This window comes from Caulobacter sp. DWR2-3-1b2 (genome assembly GCF_049896345.1).
In the GTDB taxonomy this organism is placed as follows: domain Bacteria; phylum Pseudomonadota; class Alphaproteobacteria; order Caulobacterales; family Caulobacteraceae; genus Caulobacter.
In genome coordinates this window covers 199,865-216,885 of record NZ_JAFCUC010000004.1, presented here as the reverse complement: position 1 = coordinate 216,885, position 17,021 = coordinate 199,865, and the positions used below count along the sequence as shown (strand labels likewise).

Here is a 17,021-nt window from a genome sequence, read left to right as displayed (position 1 = left end):
GCGATGCTACTTTCCACGGATATCTGGGTCGGGGCCCTGATCCGCCGCGCCGAGCTGGGTGGGGCCTTCGCCATGGTGACGCGCAAGGGCGACCCGCGCGCCGGGGCGGTGCTGGTCAAGGCCGTGGACCGGCGCGCCAACACCGCGCGCCTTTATGGCGAGGCGACGCGCGGCGACGGCGAGCGGTTCTGGATGCAGCCGGTCCGCTCGGACTTCGAACCCGACCTGGACGCCTATACGCAGCGCGCCGCCCGGATCGATCCCGACATCTGGGTGATCGAGATCGAGGACCGCGAAGGCCGCCACTTCCTGACCGAGCCGGTGGAGGCCGATCCGGCCGCCTAGAGCATTTTTCGAGCGAAGTGCTTCCGGTTCGCGTGAAGAAAAATGCGTCAAAACAGAAGATTAGAGCTCGCGGCCTGACGCAGTCAGGTCGGGAAATGCTCTAGCAGTCTGCTACTCCCGCCGGAAGGTCGCAACCAGCACGTCGCGCCGCGCCGGCGCGCCGGGTTCGAGCGGGCGGATCGCCGTTACGCCATGCAGCACGCGGTGGTCGTCGAGGAACACCGTGTCGCGCGGGCGCTCCAGCGTGAAGCTGCCCAGGCGGGCGCCGTCATTGGCGTAGATGTCGGTGACGCCGCTGGCCACGTTGTGGCGATCCACCAGCATGACGATCACCCAATCGACGCCGTCGCGATGGGCGCCTTCGGGCGTGGGCAGCCCCGCCTCGCCATCGCCGGCCTCGATCCGGAACTGGTGGAGCTCGACGTGCCAAGCCTTGGGCGGATCCATCGTTAGCGGATGGAACAGCGCCAGGCCCGCGCCGATCACAGCCTGGGTCACCGGATGGTCGGCGATGGCGTCGTCGATTGGCGCGAACCAGCGCTGCACTCCGCCATTGAGGCCGTTGTGGTCGCGACTCTGATAGTGCGGCTGGTGGGGCTTGCGCACAATCTGCTCCGGCGACGCCGAAAAGGCCGCGAACCGCCGCCGCCGATAGCGACCGCCGTCGGCCATGAAGCGGTCCAGGCCGAGATCATTCCAGCTGTCGGCGAAGGCGTCCCAGCCTGCCACCGCGGGCCGGCCGAGCAGGGCGTCGGTCTCGCGCGGCGACACGCGACAGAACCCGGCGACGCGCAGGGCGGTGGTGATCGGGGATGGGATCAAGTGCTGCGGCTCCGGCGAGGGCGAAGCTTCCACATGGGGCGCCGAGGCGGGGTCGCCAAGCCTTGGTTCCGGGCTCGGCGCCGGCGCGATTGGGGATTTCCAGGCTTCCCAGGTTGTTAACCCTGCTCCTAAACCGGAACGAAAGCCCGCAGAGGCAGGATGACGCGGTTCTCCCCGAACGCCCCGATCCCAGCCGCCGCCCGGTGATTTCAAGGTTCCGATGCTGTTTCTGCTCAACGACGTCGTCCTCAGCCTCGACGCGGCCGAACCGGCCCCGCCGATCACCCGCGAGCGTTTCGCGAAGGTGTCGCTGAACTACGTCGGTAAGCTGGGTCAGGAGCTTTACGCCACCGAGCCCCTGCTGCATCACAAGGATCTGGAGAAGGCTCGACGCCTGGCCACCCTGATCATCGCCAAGATGCCGGACATCAACGCCGCGCTGTTCATCGCCCCGTCGCGCGGTTGCCTGGTTGATCAGGTGCAGGTGCGATATGCCCAGCTTGGGCCGGAGATCATGGGGTCGTTGTTCGAGCGGCAGAAGACCGGCGCGCTCAGCAATCTGGAAGCCGACCGTCAGGTCTGGCGACGCCTGGCGGCCTAGGCTGGTCTTTTGGGGCCGGCTAGAGCAAGCCGATCAGCCCTATCAGCCCTATCAGCCAGCTCAGCGCCACTGCGGCCAGCACCAAGCCCGCCACCGCGACGCCGAGGCACAGGGCCGTGCCTTGAGGGGTGCATGCGCCGCGTTGGTGGCGCGGGTCGTGAACCATAGCCATCGTCGTTTCCTCACTCGCGGCCGTCCCTCTACAGGGGAGCTATCGCCGTAAAATCAGCATGATCCGAAAACCCTAGGCTGCCTAGGGTCATATGAGAGTTTTCGTGCAAGCGGTATGGTTTGACGCAGCCGCAGCTCCGTCGGAAACGGCCGATCGGACGCCCGGGGAAGGTGACAACGGCGCGCCGGAGCGCTAACCCCCGCTGATGAGCACTTCTCTCGCCCTCGAGGCCGCGCGCCGCCGCACCTTCGCGATCATCAGCCACCCTGACGCCGGCAAGACCACCCTGACCGAGAACCTGCTGCTGGCCGGCGGGGCGATCCGGGCGGCCGGCGCGGTGCGGGCCCGCGGCCAGGCTCGCCGCACCCAGTCCGACTGGATGAAGATCGAGCGCGAGCGCGGCATCTCGGTCTCGGCCTCGGTGATGACGTTCGACCACGATGGCCTGATGTTCAACCTGCTCGACACCCCGGGCCACGAGGACTTCTCGGAAGACACCTACCGCACCCTGACGGCCGCCGACGCGGCGATCATGGTGCTGGACGCCGCCAAGGGCATCGAGCCCCAGACCCTGAAGCTGTTCGAAGTGTGCCGCCTGCGCGACATCCCGATCATCACCTTCATCAACAAGATGGACCGCGAGGCCCAGGACCCGTTCGAGCTGCTGGACGAGGTCTCCTCGAAGCTAGCCCTCGATCCGGCGCCGCTCTATTGGCCGGCCGGTTCGGGTGGACGCTTCAAGGGCATGCTCGACCTGCGCGGCCAGACCTTCATCCCTTACGCCAAGAAGAGCTCGACCGACGACGAGGGCCACCCGGCCGCCGTGTCGCTGAAGTCCAACGCCATCGTCCAGTATCTCGACCCAGAGGAGCTGTCGGAGGTGGAGGAGGGGGCCATGCTGGTCTCCGAGGCCGCCAAGCCGTTCGACGTCAAGAGCTTCCTCGAGGGCCACATGACGCCGGTGTTCTTCGGCTCGGCCTTGCGCCATTTCGGGGTCAACGAGCTGCTGGCCGGCATCGGCGCCTACGCCCCGCCGCCGCATGCGGCCAAGGTCAACAAGAGCGGCGTCGACACCCATGTGGCGCCCGGCGATCCGGAGGTCTCGGGCTTCGTGTTCAAGGTCCAGGCCAATATGGACCCCAACCACCGCGACCGCATCGCCTTCCTGCGGCTGACCAGCGGCAAGTTCGTGCGCGGCATGAAGCTCAAGGCCCAGAATACCGGCAAGGCCATGAGCGTCAACGCGCCGATCATGTTCTTCGCCAGCGACCGCGAACTGGCCGAGGACGCCTTCGCCGGCGACGTGATCGGCATCCCCAACCATGGCGTGCTGCGGGTGGGCGACAGCCTGTCCGAGAGCGGAACCCTGCGCTTCGCCGGCTTGCCCAATTTTGCCCCGGAAATCCTGCGCCGCGTTCGGGTTCGCGATCCGCTGAAGGCCAAGCACCTGAAAAAGGCGCTGGAAGGCCTGGCAGAAGAAGGGGTAACCCAGCTTTTCCGGCCAATGATCGGCAGCTCCGACTTCGTGGTCGGCGCCGTGGGCCAGCTGCAGTTCGAGGTCATGGCCGACCGCCTGGCCAACGAATACGCCCTCGACTGCCTGTTCGAGAACGCCCCCTATTCCGAGGCCCGCTGGGTCAATGGCGACCGCGCCGACGTCGAGGACTTCACCAACAAGCACCGCACCGCCATGGCCCACGACATCGACGACCAGCCGGTATTTCTGGGCAAGTCGTCGTGGGAAATCGGCTATGTCACCGAGCGGTTCCCAAAGGTGCGGTTCGAGCGAACGAAGGAGCGGGGGTAGGGGGTAGGGGGTAGCGGGTGAGGGGGGAAAGTGCGGGTGTGTCCCTCATTAGACGCCGCCCATGGAGGTCCTAGACGTCAACTATGCGCACTAATCCTAAAGCCGGCTTTCGATCCCTTTGCTGACCTTATTTACGCCACCTATAGAACAACGATGACCTTATCCTTTGGACCTGACTGGGAGCGAGACCTGTGGTCCTCACCCTATCGGCTCCGATTTGAGCTAAACCAGGGTGACTCCTACGTGACGATGTTCACGAGCAGCTACGATCGCGCACGCGTTCTAGCCCGTGCGGCTCTGCCCACAGACAACCTGGTTGGTGTCATCGCTGCCTATCCTGATCCCAAACGAGAATTGGGAGCCAAGCGGCGTGGCTGGACAAAGGGGACGGCCTTCGGACACCTCGAAGAGATGGGAGTGCCGACCGAGTCCAACCTAGCGACTTGGAGCGGTTATCGCTGGCAGGATGAGACGATCGACGATGAGGCTGAACCTTGGCTGCACCGCGCTGTAAGGCTGACTTGGGATCAAGCCGACATCTTGCTCTGGAACCAAGTTGCGCATGACATCGGCGTCATGCCGCAAGCGCCGGTCATGTCCAAACTTGTCGACCTAGAGCGAGGTGTGTCGGTCAACGCTTATGACGACCGGGGTATGGAGGTCACCTCCATCGCCAAGGAAACCACATCCGGACTCTACCAGCAGTTCGACAACTGGCTCTTGGACTACGATCGTTCCAGGATGGCAGAGGCCTTCGAAGGCTGACGCAGCGTCCGCTTCCCGCCCTTCGCGGACGCTCGTAATGTCTGCTTCCGGCGACCGCCCGCATCCGCCCCGGATGCGGCTGCGCGGTCCATGTTTAGCGGTACCGGGCCGCCTTTGTTGAACCCTCTCCCTCTCGGAGAGAGGATAGAGCGCCCTCCATCCCCACAATCACTCACCCCAAACCCCAACAAATTCAACGCCCTATAAAATAATCAGCGTCACAACCGCTGGCGCACCCACCACGGCCTCATACTGGACCCCGTCTCCGTCGCGGAGGAGGGCGCTTGATACCGACCCGAAGCGGCGATGGAGATGGAACCGAGCGGGGCCGTGCAGGGCCACGCGTGGGGCAGGCATGGGTCTGGAGAAATCCGCCGCCCATCAAAACCTCGCCGGGATCTGCGCGGGTCGACGGGGCCGGGACGTTCAAACCGGTCTGTTCCAGGATCTGTCGGAGTCGCTGACGGCCCCTTCCGGGCGACTTTGATCCTGCCCGTCCGAGGGGGAACGACGATCGGGATGAAACAAGCCCTCAATCGTCGTCCCTCGAGACAAACGGTTTCGCGAAGCGGTCGGTCCACGCCGAAACGCAAACTCTAAACCCACGGTCATCCGGGCTTGGCCCGGCCGCTCCGCGCCTTCTCAACCCGCCGGGTTTCCGGACGGGGACACGCCGCAAGGGCATGTCCCCGGAGGCGTCACAAAGGTCCGAAATGGACCACTGAGTCGGCATAAAATGACCATTAAACGCCATGAGATCGTCATCATCGCCAGACCCCGCCATAGCGGACGCCCTATCCTGCCGGCCTATCCTGTACCGGAGCACGGCTATGCTGGTTGTCGATCAAAAGTCCCTGGCCCCCGCCGTTTCCTCGCCCGTGCGTCCCGCCCTGGAAGGCGTCGTCGCCTACAAGGCCGGCATGACCCTGGCCGAAGCGGCCCGCCGCGCCGGCCGCACCGACCTGTCCAAGCTGGCCAGTAACGAGAACCTGCTGGGCTGCAGCCCCAAGGTCGCCGACGCCGTGCAAGCCGCCCTGGCCAGCCCCGAGATCTATCCCGACCCCTATTGCGAGACCCTGCGCGCCGCGATCGGCCAGCGCCTGGCGATCGACGCCGGCCGGATCGTCGTCACCCCGGGCTCTGAAGCCCTGATCGACTACCTGTTCCGCGCCGTGCTGCACCCCGGCGACAGCATCCTGCTGAGCGCGCCCACCTTCCCGGCCTATGGAATCTTCGGGGCCTGCGCCGAGGCCAGCTTCATCGACGTGCCGCGCCTCGAAAGCTTCGACCTCGACGTCGAGGCCTTCAAGCTCGAGGCCGCCAAGGGTCCCAAGCTGATGGTGCTGTGCACCCCCAACAACCCGACCGGCAACGCGATGAGCGGCGTCGACATGGCCGAGATCCTGGCCGTCACCCCGCGCTCGACCGTGGTGTTCGTCGACGAGGCCTATCGCGAATATCACGCCGCCTTCGACACCCTGGCCCTGCTGAAGGCCTGGGGCGGGACCTGGGTCTCGGGCCGCACCTTCTCCAAGGCCTATGGCCTGGCCGGCCTGCGCGTCGGCTACGGCATCTGCTCGTCGGTGGAGCTGGTCGGATACCTCGATCGCATCCGCCCGCCGTTCAACGTCGCCGCCATCAGCCAGGCCGCCGCCCTGGCCGCCTGGGACGACCAGGAGCACCTGAACCAAACCGTCGCCCTGACGATCGCCGAGCGTGGCCGCGTGGAGGCCGTACTGCACGCCATGGCCGTGCAGCGCACACGGAGCGCGGCCAATTTCGTGTTCCTGCGCAGCCCGGCCGGCGCCGAAGCGACCGCCATGCGTTTGCTTCGGGAAGGGCTTATCGTGCGGCCCACGCCCGTGCCCGGCGGCTGGGTGCGGATCACCATCGGCCGCCCCGCCGACAACGACCGCCTGATCGCCGCCCTGCCGGCCGCCCTTGCGCTCTGACTCCGGAGACAACGCCATGACCATGACCGCTGAAAACCCGCCCCAAAACCCGTTGGGCCTCGACGGCTTCGCCTTCGTCGAGTTCACCAGCCCCGAGCCGGCCGCCATGAAGGCGCTGTTCGAGCAACTGGGTTTCGTGCCCGCCTCGACCCATCCGACCAAGGCCGTGACCCGCTACAAGCAAGGCAGGATAAGCCTGCTGGTCAATGACGAGCCGGCCGGCCAGGTCGCCGCGTTCCGCGCGGCGCACGGCCCTTCGGCCAACGGCATGGCGTTCGGCGTCGCCGACGTGGAAGCCGCCTATGCCGAGGCCCTGAAGCGCGGGGCCGTCGCGGCCGACGCCTCGGCGACCGTGCTGGGCGAGGGCGCGCGGGTGCTGGAAGGCATCGGCGGCTCGATGCTGTATCTGGTCGAAGGCCCAGGCGCGGTGTTCGCGAGCTGGGACGCCGTGCCCGGCGCTGCGGAAGCGGAAGCGGCCAACAATGTCGGCCTCGACCTGCTCGACCACCTGACTCACAACGTCAAGCGCGGCCAGATGCGCACCTGGTCGACCTTCTATCGCGAGGTCTTCGGCTTCGAGGAGCAGAAGTATTTCGACATCAAGGGCCAGGCCACCGGCCTGTTCAGCCAAGCGATGATCGCGCCCGACAAGGCCATCCGCATCCCGCTCAACGAGAGCCAGGACGACCACAGCCAGATCGAGGAATTCCTGCGCCAGTACAAGGGCGAGGGCATCCAGCACCTGGCCCTGACCACGGACGACATTTTCGACACTGTCGAGAAGCTGCGGGCCCGGGGCGTCAAGCTGCAGGACACCATCGAGACCTATTACGAGCTGGTCGACAAGCGTGTGCCGGGCCATGGCGAGGATCTGGAACGCCTGCGCAAGAACCGTATCCTGCTGGACGGCAATGTCGGCGAGGAAGGCCTGCTGCTGCAGATCTTCACCGAGAACCTGTTTGGGCCGATCTTCTTCGAGATCATCCAGCGCAAGGGCAATCAGGGCTTCGGCAACGGCAATTTCCAGGCGCTATTCGAGAGCATCGAGCTGGACCAGATTCGGCGTGGGGTGATTACCGTCGAGGCCTAGGGGGCTTTTCGAGCGGCGCGGGAAGGGTTCTATTCTCTTTCCCTTCATCCCGGCGAGGGCCGGGACCGAAGCTGGATTTCGGCTTGGCCCAGAACGATCGAACCGCCGCTTATCGCTTCCGAGCTCGGCTTGGGTCCCGGCCTTCGCCGGGATGAAGGGAGGTGGGGGTGTTTGTGAGAACCGCATGACTGACGCGCCCGCCTACCAATCCGGCTTCGGCAACCACTTCTCCACCGAGGCCGTGCCTGGCACGCTGCCAGTCGGTCAGAACTCGCCGCAACGGCCGCCCTATGGCCTCTATGCCGAGCAGCTGTCGGGCACGGCCTTTACCGCGCCGCGTCATGAAAACCGCCGCAGCTGGCTCTATCGCCTGCGGCCCAGCGCTGGCCATGGTCCCTATGCGCCCTACGTCCAGGATCGCCTGAAGAGCGGCCCGTTCGATGTCGCCGAGCCGACCCCCAACCGCCTGCGCTGGGACCCGCTCGACATTCCCGCCGAGCCGACGGACTTCGTGGACGGCCTGACAACCCTGGCCGGCAACGGCGACGTGGCGACCCAAGCCGGCATGGCCGCGCACCTGTATCTCGCCAACACGTCGATGACCGACCGGGTGTTCCAGAACGCCGACGGCGAGCTGTTGATCGTGCCCCAGCAGGGCGCGGTGCGCCTGGTTACCGAGCTGGGCCTGATCGACGCCGCGCCGGGCGAGATCGTGGTCATCCCGCGCGGCGTCCGCTTCCGCGTCGAGGTCGATGGGCCCGTGCGCGGTTATGTCTGCGAGAACTACGGCCCGATGTTCCGCCTGCCGGAGCTGGGTGCGATCGGCTCCAATGGCCTGGCCAACAGCCGCGACTTCCTTACGCCCGTCGCCGCCTTCGAGGACGTCGATCGTCCCACCCAGGTGATCCAGAAGTTCCAGGGCGGGCTGTGGGCCGGAACCTGGGACCACAGCCCGCTGGACGTGGTGGCCTGGCACGGCAATCTGGCGCCCTACAAGTACGACCTGGCGCGGTTCAACACGATCAACACGGTCAGTTTCGACCACCCCGACCCGTCGATCTTCACCGTGCTGACCGCGCCCAGCGAGATCCCCGGCACGGCCAATGTGGACTTCGTGATCTTCCCGCCGCGCTGGATGGTGGCCGAGCACACCTTCCGCCCGCCCTGGTTCCACCGAAACGTGATGAGCGAGTTCATGGGCCTGGTCACCGGCGCCTATGACGCCAAGGCCGGCGGCTTCAGCCCCGGCGGGGCGTCCCTGCACAACATGATGAGCGATCACGGCCCCGACGTGGCCAGCCATGCGGGCGCGACGGCGGCGGATTTGAAGCCGCACAGGATCGACGGGACCATGGCCTTCATGTTCGAAAGCCGCTGGGTGATCCGCCCCACGAAGTTCGCGCTGGAGACTTGCGCGCTTCAGGCCGACTATGACGCCTGCTGGATGGGCTTTCCCAAAGCCGTCCTGCCCTAACAAGAAAATGAAGAGGAAGCGCCCATGAAGCTCGCGTCCCTGAAGGGCGGCCGTGACGGCCGGCTGGTGGTGGTCTCCAACGACCTGGCCTGGTTCACCGACGCCGGAACGATCGCGCCGACCCTGCAAGCCGCGCTCGATGACTGGGAGCGCTGCGAGCCCATGCTCAAGGCCCTGGCCCTGAGCGTCGAGGATGGCGGCGTGCCGCTGGAGCGGTTCCATGAGCATGACGCCGCCAGCCCCTTGCCGCGCGCCTATCAGTGGGTGGACGGCTCGGCCTATGTGAACCACGTCCAACTGGTGCGTCAGGCGCGGGGCGCCGAAATGCCCGAGACCTTCTGGACCGATCCGCTGATGTACCAGGGGGCCTCCGACGGGTTTCTCGGTCCGCGTGACACCATCCCGCTGGCCGACGCCGCCTGGGGCTGCGACCTGGAGGGCGAGGTGGCGGTGATCGTCGGCGACGTGCCGTTGGGCGCGACCCGCGAGGAGGCCCTGGCCGCCATCACCCTGGTCATGCTCTGCAACGACGTCTCCCTGCGCAACCTGATCCCCGGCGAACTGGCCAAGGGCTTTGGCTTCGTCCAGTCCAAGCCCGCCAGCGCCTTCTCGCCAGTCGCCGTCTCGGTCGACGCCCTGGGCGAGGCCTGGAAGGACGGCAAGCTGCACGGCGCCTTGGTGGTCACCCTCAACGGCAAGGACTTCGGCAAGGCTGACGCCGGCGTCGACATGACCTTCGATTTCGCGACCCTGGTGGCCCACGCCGCCAAGACCCGCGGCCTGGCGGCGGGCACTATCGTCGGCTCGGGCACGGTCAGCAATCGCGGCGCAGACGGCGGACCCGGCAAGCCGATCGCCGAGGGGGGGCTGGGCTATTCTTGCCTGGCCGAGCTGCGCACGGTCGAGACCCTCCTGGGCGGCGCGGCCAAGACGTCCTTCCTTCTGGGCGAGGACATGGTCCGCATCGAGATGCGTGACGCCAAGGGCCACTCGATCTTCGGCGCCATCGAACAGACGGTCGAGCGCGTTTGAGCCAAGAGACCGCGCCGGACGCCAGGGCTGGCGGTCGGGTGTGGACGACGCCGGCCGGGGTGAAGCTCGGCCCGCTCGACCAGATCGCCGACCCGGGCGCGCGGAACTATGTCCTGCAGATCGGCGACAAGCGCTTCCACGGCTTCGTGGTGCGCCGGGGCGGGGCGGCGTTCGGTTATGTCGACCGCTGCCCGCACGCCGGCCTGCCCCTGGCCCAGGTGCTGGACCGCTATCTGACCGACGACGGCGGCCTGATCGCCTGCTCCTGGCACGGGGCGCTGTTCGAGGTCGAGACCGGGGCCTGCGTCGGCGGACCCTGCGTCGGGGCGCGGCTGTCACCTTGGCCGGTGGTGGTCGAGGGCGGGCGGGTCGTGACGGGGTAGCTTCCAAGCCTGTCATCCCGGACAAGCCCGCAGGGCCGCTGATCCGGGACCGCCGGAAGCCCCTGCGTTCACGCGTCGGTCCCGGATCTGCGCACTGCGGGCTTGTCCGGGATGACAACATTTATAAGTTCTGCACCAAACCCCCACGCTCCCTCCGCCCGCCCTGGAAACCCCCGGCATCGGGGGACGACACGACCGCTTCAGTTTGGTGACACGCGTCATCAAGGAGCGATGAGATGGCCTACGACCAGATGCAGGTGCGCGACTACGCGGTGGTGATCCACGCGGGCAATGACGCCTGGACCTGGCAGGTGATGGATTTCGACGCCAGGGTCGCCGCCTGCGGCCTGGCGCCGGATCGCGAGAGCGCCTGGCGCAGCGGTCTGTTCGCGGCCGGGGCGGTGGGCGCCTTGGCGCGTCTCGGCCGCCGCGCCTAGAGCATTTCCCGACCTGACTGCGTCAGGCCGTGAGCTCTAATCTTCTGTTTTGACGCATTTTTCTTCACGCGAACCGCAACCACTTCGCTCGAAAAATGCTCTAGCGCCCAAAGAAAAGGCCGCCTTCGCAGGAGAGCGGAAGACGGCCCAAAGTGGGATAGGAGGAAACGCCCAGAAAGGCTGGGACTTCTGTAGCGCATTCTTTTGGCTGTGACAACGTTGTCATAAAAGAATTTCGCCAAGGGCGCCATTGTCGCGGCTTCGGGCTTGGAGGCGACCGTTCGAGCGGCCAAGCTGGCCCGCGCCAAAGGAGCGATCCGCTTTGAGTCTGAACCTGCGTCTCGCCGTCCCCGAGGACCTACCCGCCTTGCGCGATCTGATGAACGCGGCGATCGGTGAACTGCTGGCCCCGTTTTTGACCCCAGATGGCGTGGCCGCCTCGTTCGAGGTCATGGGGCTGGACAGCCAACTGGTGGCCGACGGCACCTATTTCGTGGTCGAGGATGACGGGGTGCTGGCCGGCTGCGGTGGCTGGAGCCGGCGCGCCACCTTGTTCGGCGGCGATCATTCGGCGGGGCGTGACGCCGCGCTGCTGGATCCGGCCCGGGACGCGGCCAGGGTGAGGGCGATGTACACCCACCCCGATCACGTGCGGAAGGGCGTCGGCCGATTGATTCTGGAAGCCTGCGAAGGCGCGGCGGCGGGGGAGGGGTTCTCGCGCTGCGAACTGGCGGCGACCCTGGCCGGCGAGCCGCTATACCGGGCCTGCGGGTACCAGGAGATCGAGCGCTTCGCCGCGCCAACCTCCAGCGGGGTCGAGGTGCCCTTGGTGCGGATGGGCAAGACGCTGACGCCTATCGGGCGCGCATAGAAAAAGGGCGGGTCCGAAGACCCGCCCTTTCCTTACGCTTACGCGGTACGCTGAACTTAGCGGAACAGGCTCAGGATCGACGAGGACGACTGGTTGGCGATAGACAGAGCTTGCACGCCCAACTGCTGCTTCGTTTGCAGCGACTGCAGCTTGGCGCTTTCCTTGGCCAGGTCGGCGTCCACCAGGTTGCCGACGCCGGCGTCCAGGCTGTCTTGCAGCTTGCCGACGAAGGTCAGGTGAGTGTCGAGGCCGGTGGAGCTGGTGCCCAAGGAGGCCAGCTTGTTGGCCGCGGTGCCCAGGGCGTTGGTGACCGTAGCGATCATGGTCTTGGCGGCCGCGGCGGTGGTGAAGGTCGACGTCGCGCTCATGCCCAGACCGGCCAGCGAGATGGTCTTGGCCGACACGGTGAAGCCCGAACCGTCCGAGTTGGCCAGGAAGGTCAGCTTGGTGGTCGAACCATCAGCGATGCTCACGCCATTGAACTTGGCGTTGGTCACGGCCTTGGTGATCTGGTCGCGCAACGAGTTGAAGTCGGCGGCCAGGGCGTTGAACGACGAGGTGTTCAGCGAGGTGTCGGAAGCGGCGAGGGCCTTTTCCTTCATCTTGCCCAGCAGGTCGGTGACGGTGTCGCCAGCGGCCAGGGCCACGTCGATCGTCGATTGACCGCGTTGCAGCGAGTCCTTGACGGAGTTCAGCGAGCTGGCCGTGCTCGACTGGGTCTTGGCCGTCGCCCAGATCGCGCCATTGTCCTTGGCGCTACCGATCTTCTTGCCGGTATTGATACGTTGTTGCGTAACCTGCAGTTCCGAGTTCGTGGTGTTCAGGTTTTGCAGGGCGATCATCGCGCCCGAGTTCGTGTTGATGCTGTTCAAAGCCATTTCGGCAAGTTCCCATTCAAGGTGTCTGACGTCATTTTGACAGTCAGGAGCGTTTTGCTCGGGGCCCACTCTCCACGGTCATGCTTTCGATATTGTAAAAATGTCGCAGCTATTTTTGGGATGTAGCTAACGCCGCGTTAGGCATTAACACTTGCCGATCGATTCTATTATTTCGAGCAGCCTTGGCGAACTCTCGGTCAAGAGATAACTATAAATCTCTACACTTTACACGAGAGACTCAAAATCGATCCTTGGTGGCGCATCGCCACGAGTGGACTAAATCCTGTAGCGGCCAGGCTGTCGTTGTTGAAATTTAGACTCTGGGGCACGAAAAAGGGGGCGGGTCCGAAGACCCGCCCCCAAAGGTATGATGAACGCAAAAGGCCGTCGATTAACGGAACAGGCTCAGGATCGACGAGGACGACTGGTTGGCGATAGACAGCGCCTGCACGCCCAGTTGCTGCTTGGTTTGCAGCGACTGCAGCTTGGCGCTTTCCTTGGCCAGGTCGGCGTCCACCAGGTTGCCGACGCCGGCGTCGAGGCTGTCTTGCAGCTTGCCGACGAAGGTCAGGTGGGTGTCGAGACCGGTGGAGCTGGTGCCCAAGGAGGCCAGCTTGTTGGCCGCGGTGCCCAGGGCGTTGGTGACCGTAGCGATCATGGTCTTGGCGGCCGCGGCGGTGGTGAAGGTCGACGTCGCGCTCATGCCCAGACCGGCCAGCGAAATGGTCTTGGCCGACACGGTGAAGCCCGAACCGTCCGAGTTGGCCAGGAAGGTCAGCTTTGTGGTCGAACCATCGGCGATGCTCACGCCATTGAACTTGGCGTTGGTGACAGCCTTGGTGATCTGGTCGCGCAGCGAGGTGAAGTCGGCGGCCAGGGCGTTGAATGAGGCGGTGTTCAGCGAGGTGTCGGACGCGGCGAGGGCCTTTTCCTTCATCTTGCCCAACAGGTCGGTGACGGTGTCGCCGGCGGCCAGGGCCACGTCGATCGTCGATTGACCGCGTTGCAGGGAGTCCTTGACGGCGTTCAATGAGGAGGCGGACGAGGATTGGACCTTGGCGGTCGCCCAGATCGCGCCGTTGTCCTTGGCGCTACCGACCTTCTTGCCGGTGTTGATGCGTTGTTGCGTAACCTGCAGTTCCGAGTTCGTGGTGTTCAGGTTTTGCAGGGCGATCATCGCGCCCGAGTTCGTGTTGATGCTATTGAGACCCATGGTCGTCGTCCTATTCAAGGCATCCGACGTCATTTTGACTGCCGGGAGCGTTTTGCTCGCCACCAGAATGGTCGATGTCGGTTTACGAGCTATGAAGAGGAATTGTTGGAACCGGCAAGATCTGTCGTCGCGGGTATTTGTGTCGGGTCAATATATATAAAACCTAAGGTACATGTGTCGATCTGTCGCGTTGTCGAAAGATTTGATACAAAACTGGGGTATTTTCTCGACCTTATCTTTCGGCCGCCTCCTCGGGTTGTTTTTCGCTGCGGCCAAACGTCCAGACGTTCCGCTCAGGCGCTCAGGCGCTCAGGCGATGCGGCGTCTGGTCGCGGTCGTCGTGGTCGAAAAGGTCGAAGGCGTCTTCCCACGTGGCTTGGCGAGTGACGCGGAGGGCTGCGTCGTCGATGATCCGGACGATCTGGTCCTCGCGGTCGTTCCAGACAAGGCCGACGTCGGCGGCGCGCTCGGCGTCGCGGCCCAGCAGCAGAATGATGTCGGCCCGCAACACCCGCTCGGGGCTCAGCCTCAGCAGGGTGCGGCCGCCGCCGAGATCGCGATGGATGTCAGCGAAGTCGAGCACGGCCGAGATCATCGCGGCGCTGACCGGGGCGGTGTGCCAGTCCTGGCAGGCGAGACGGTTCATGATCGAGGCTCCGAGACGGCGCGAGTTGCTGGACTCTGCTTTTAAGGATGCGTTGCGACAAAAACGGTCGTATTGGTTTCGCCATGCGGCACGACAAGGCGACCAAACTGCTGGACCTCGCCCGGATGCTGGCTGGCTCGTCCGAGGGCATGACCCTGGACGAGATGGCCCGCGCGATGGAGGTGGGGCGACGCACCGCCGAACGGATGCGCGACGCGGTCTGGGCCGCCTTTCCGCAGATGGAAGCCATCGACGATCCGCCCACCAAGCGTTTCCGCATCCCATCTGGTCTGGACAGCCTGTTTCAGACACCGACCGCCGAGGAACTGGCCGCACTGCGCACCGCCGCCGACAGCTACGCTGCGGGGGGAGCGGCCGGGCGGGCCGCGTCGTTGCAGGCTCTGGAGCGCAAGCTGATGTCTGCCTTGCGCGGCTCGGCCCGCCGCCGGGTGGCTCCGGATCTCGAAGCCCTGATCCAGGCCGAGACCATCGCCATCCATCCGGGCCCCCGTCCGTTCGAGGACGCCCAGGTCCTGGGGGCCATCCGCACGGCCGTCAAGGCGCTGCAGGCCCTGTCCTTCCGCTACGAGGGCGGCAGCGCGCCGGGCCGGACCCGCAAGGTCACGCCGCTGGGCATCCTTTTCGGTCACAGCAACTATCTGGTGGCGGTGGAGGGCAAGGACCCCCGTCCGCGCACCTTCCGGCTGGACCGCATGGAGGCCGTGGGCGTGCTCGACGAGCCGGCGCCCCCGCCGGCCGACTTCTCGCTGCCGGCCTTCGCCGCCGAGAGCTTCGGGATCTATCACGGCGACATCGAGGACGTGGTCCTGCGCATCGGCCCCAGCCGCGCCGACGACGCCGTGCGCTGGCGCTTCCACCCTAGCCAGGTGGTGTCGCGCGAGCCGGACGGATCCGTGAGCGTGGCCTTCCGGGCAAGCGGCATGCGGGAGCTCGCCTGGCACCTTTTCACCTGGGGTGACGCGGTGGAGATCGTCTCGCCGGCGGGCTTGAAGGCCTTGATGGTCGAGGAGTTGAAGGCGGCGCTGAAGGCGCACGATCTTCCTTCTCTCCTTGCGGGAAAAGGTGGCGGCCTAAGGCCGACGGAGGGGTCGAAAACCGACTCCGCTGCAGACTGAGGCGCCGCTCGCGGTTTCGGGGTCGGTGCGACCCCTCATTCAACGGCTGAGCCGCCACCCTCTCCCGCAAGGGGCGAAGGATTTTGTGACGCCACCAGCCGCAGCAGCGCGAGCTCCATTGCCCTCGGCGACGAGGCTTTTCGTTTTGGCAGTTGGCTGGTCTCGAAAGCTTCCAGCACCTTGGGGTGGATATAGGCCGCGCGGCACACCGCCGGGGTATTGCCCAGCAGGCCGGCGACGGCCTTGACGCAGGTGTTGAGCGTGCGCTTGGCCTCGGTCTGGGTCGCCGGCGCCGGGCTGGTGCCCAGGGCCTCCAGCGCCGCCAGCGAGCCGTACCAGGTGCGGAAGTCCTTGGCCGAGAATTCGTCGCCGCACGCGGACCGGATGTAGTCGTTGACGTCGCTGCTCTCGATCGCCCGGCGTTGACCGTCGTCATCCAAATACTGGAACAACCGTTGGCCGCGCAGTTCCTGGCAGGCGGCGACGATGCGGGCCAGACGGCGGTCGCGAAAGCCGGTCTTGTGCTTCTTGCCGCTCTTGCCGACGAATTCAAAGACTGCCCCGCCGCCGTTCAGCTTCAGGTGCCGCTTGCGCATGGTGGTCAGGCCAAAGCTGTTGTTCTGCTTGGCGTAGACGTCGTTGCCGACCCGAATGAGGGTCAGTTCCAGCAGGCTGACCACGGCGGCCAGCACCTTCTCGCGCGGCAGGCCGCGACGCGCCAGATCGCGCTCGACCCGTTTGCGCAGCTTGGGCAAGGAGCGGCCGAAGTCGGACATGCGGTCGTACTTGCGCGCGTCGCGGTCGGCCCGCCATTCGGTGTGGTAGCGGTACTGCTTGCGGTTCTTCTGGTCGCGGCCGATTGCCTGGATGTGGCCGTTGGCGTCGGGACAGATCCAGACGCTGGTCCAGGCCGGCGGGATGGCCAGGGCCTTGATGCGGTCGAGGGTCGCCTCGTCCGTCACCGTCTTGCCGTCCTCATCGACATAGGAAAAGCCCTTGCCGTCGGCGACGCGGCGCAGGCCCTGCTCCTGGTCGTTGACATAGGCCAGCAGGGTGCGTTCGGCGGGGGTCGTCTCCGCAATGTCGCGGGCCATGGTCACTCGCTCCTTGAAGGATGCAGTTCGGATTGGGATTTCAACGCCTGGCCGCCGTCCTCCTGGGTGACCAGATAGGCCGGCGCGGCGCGGCTGCCATTGCGGACGATCTTTTCGCCTTGGATGGTGCGCTGGACCCGGCGCTCGAAGCGTTCGGCGACCTGGCCGTGAGCCTTGTGCGCGCCCCAGGTCCAGGTGACCTTGTCGCCCTTCGAAAAATGCGACGCCATGGCGTGCTCCCCTATCGTGCGGTCTTGTTTATTCGCCAACGTGATAGACGGATCGTCGGTTCCGGGAGCGACG

Annotated in this window: 18 protein-coding genes and 1 pseudogene; 12 read left to right on the top strand and 7 right to left on the bottom strand. The window is 65.7% G+C overall.

The annotated features are described in order from the left end of the window. Positions 1-3 precede the first annotated feature (3 nt). A complete protein-coding gene (locus ACP694_RS12880; protein ID WP_426012947.1) occupies positions 4-345 on the top strand; it encodes a DUF1491 family protein in 342 nt (113 codons plus the stop codon). A gap of 111 nt (positions 346-456) precedes the next feature. Here the strand turns inward: ACP694_RS12880 and ACP694_RS12875 are convergent, their stop codons facing one another. Then, positions 457-1,152 carry a 2OG-Fe dioxygenase family protein gene (locus ACP694_RS12875; protein WP_426013264.1) on the bottom strand — a complete coding sequence of 232 codons (696 nt, stop codon included), beginning with the start codon at positions 1,150-1,152 and terminating at the stop codon, positions 457-459. A gap of 235 nt (positions 1,153-1,387) precedes the next feature. On the opposite strand from ACP694_RS12875, the gene ACP694_RS12870 reads away from it, so the two are divergent. Next, complete coding sequence (locus ACP694_RS12870; protein WP_426012945.1) at positions 1,388-1,768, top strand: hypothetical protein; 381 nt, start codon at positions 1,388-1,390, stop codon at positions 1,766-1,768. 19 nt (positions 1,769-1,787) lie between these two features. Here the strand turns inward: ACP694_RS12870 and ACP694_RS12865 are convergent, their stop codons facing one another. Continuing rightward, positions 1,788-1,940 carry a hypothetical protein gene (locus ACP694_RS12865; protein WP_426012943.1) on the bottom strand — a complete coding sequence of 51 codons (153 nt, stop codon included), beginning with the start codon at positions 1,938-1,940 and terminating at the stop codon, positions 1,788-1,790. Positions 1,941-2,145: 205 nt separating this feature from the next. On the opposite strand from ACP694_RS12865, the gene ACP694_RS12860 reads away from it, so the two are divergent. From ACP694_RS12860 to ACP694_RS12820, 9 genes are all read left to right on the top strand, one after another. Beyond that, on the top strand, positions 2,146-3,747 hold the full coding sequence (locus ACP694_RS12860) for a peptide chain release factor 3 (protein WP_426012941.1): 1,602 nt from the start codon (positions 2,146-2,148) through the stop codon (positions 3,745-3,747). 153 nt (positions 3,748-3,900) lie between these two features. Next, a complete protein-coding gene (locus tag ACP694_RS12855) occupies positions 3,901-4,512 on the top strand; it encodes a DUF3885 domain-containing protein (protein WP_426012939.1) in 612 nt (203 codons plus the stop codon). A gap of 830 nt (positions 4,513-5,342) precedes the next feature. Beyond that, positions 5,343-6,464, top strand: coding sequence for a pyridoxal phosphate-dependent aminotransferase (locus ACP694_RS12850; protein ID WP_426012937.1), 1,122 nt, complete (start codon positions 5,343-5,345; stop codon positions 6,462-6,464). 22 nt (positions 6,465-6,486) lie between these two features. After that, positions 6,487-7,554: a 4-hydroxyphenylpyruvate dioxygenase gene (hppD, locus tag ACP694_RS12845; RefSeq protein ID WP_426013262.1), complete on the top strand. Its 1,068-nt coding sequence runs from the start codon at positions 6,487-6,489 to the stop codon at positions 7,552-7,554. Positions 7,555-7,738: 184 nt separating this feature from the next. Next, positions 7,739-9,028 carry a homogentisate 1,2-dioxygenase gene (hmgA, locus tag ACP694_RS12840; protein ID WP_426012935.1) on the top strand — a complete coding sequence of 430 codons (1,290 nt, stop codon included), beginning with the start codon at positions 7,739-7,741 and terminating at the stop codon, positions 9,026-9,028. Positions 9,029-9,052: 24 nt separating this feature from the next. Further along, positions 9,053-10,060 carry a fumarylacetoacetate hydrolase family protein gene (locus tag ACP694_RS12835; RefSeq protein ID WP_426012933.1) on the top strand — a complete coding sequence of 336 codons (1,008 nt, stop codon included), beginning with the start codon at positions 9,053-9,055 and terminating at the stop codon, positions 10,058-10,060. Continuing rightward, positions 10,057-10,443 (top strand): Rieske (2Fe-2S) protein, encoded by a 387-nt coding sequence (locus tag ACP694_RS12830; protein WP_426012931.1) that lies wholly within the window; start codon positions 10,057-10,059, stop codon positions 10,441-10,443. Before ACP694_RS12835 ends, ACP694_RS12830 begins: the two co-directional genes overlap by 4 nt. Before the next feature lie 236 nt (positions 10,444-10,679). Next, the gene (locus ACP694_RS12825) at positions 10,680-10,880 is read left to right on the top strand and encodes a hypothetical protein (protein WP_426012930.1); all 201 of its coding nucleotides are present in this window, start codon (positions 10,680-10,682) and stop codon (positions 10,878-10,880) included. A 322-nt stretch (positions 10,881-11,202) separates the two neighbouring features. After that, entirely contained in the window at positions 11,203-11,751 is a 549-nt protein-coding gene (locus ACP694_RS12820; RefSeq protein WP_426012928.1) for a GNAT family N-acetyltransferase, read from the top strand. A 56-nt stretch (positions 11,752-11,807) separates the two neighbouring features. Here ACP694_RS12820 and ACP694_RS12815 read toward each other — a convergent pair whose 3' ends face one another. From ACP694_RS12815 to ACP694_RS12805, 3 genes are all read right to left on the bottom strand, one after another. Continuing rightward, positions 11,808-12,629, bottom strand: a complete 822-nt coding sequence (locus ACP694_RS12815) for a flagellin (protein ID WP_426012926.1) — start codon at positions 12,627-12,629, stop codon at positions 11,808-11,810. Between the two features lie 391 nt (positions 12,630-13,020). After that, positions 13,021-13,842, bottom strand: a complete 822-nt coding sequence (locus tag ACP694_RS12810) for a flagellin (protein ID WP_426012109.1) — start codon at positions 13,840-13,842, stop codon at positions 13,021-13,023. Positions 13,843-14,143: 301 nt separating this feature from the next. Further along, entirely contained in the window at positions 14,144-14,488 is a 345-nt protein-coding gene (locus ACP694_RS12805) for a hypothetical protein (RefSeq protein WP_426012924.1), read from the bottom strand. 83 nt (positions 14,489-14,571) lie between these two features. Here ACP694_RS12805 and ACP694_RS12800 point away from each other — a divergent pair. Beyond that, positions 14,572-15,543, top strand: a pseudogene (locus tag ACP694_RS12800) (helix-turn-helix transcriptional regulator); the annotation flags it as partial. Between the two features lie 116 nt (positions 15,544-15,659). Here the strand turns inward: ACP694_RS12800 and ACP694_RS12795 are convergent. Both ACP694_RS12795 and ACP694_RS12790 read right to left on the bottom strand, forming a co-directional pair. Continuing rightward, entirely contained in the window at positions 15,660-16,718 is a 1,059-nt protein-coding gene (locus tag ACP694_RS12795; RefSeq protein WP_426012922.1) for a DNA topoisomerase IB, read from the bottom strand. A gap of 2 nt (positions 16,719-16,720) precedes the next feature. Then, the gene (locus tag ACP694_RS12790) at positions 16,721-16,948 is read right to left on the bottom strand and encodes a DUF2945 domain-containing protein (RefSeq protein ID WP_426012920.1); all 228 of its coding nucleotides are present in this window, start codon (positions 16,946-16,948) and stop codon (positions 16,721-16,723) included. Between the last annotated feature and the right edge of the window lie 73 nt (positions 16,949-17,021).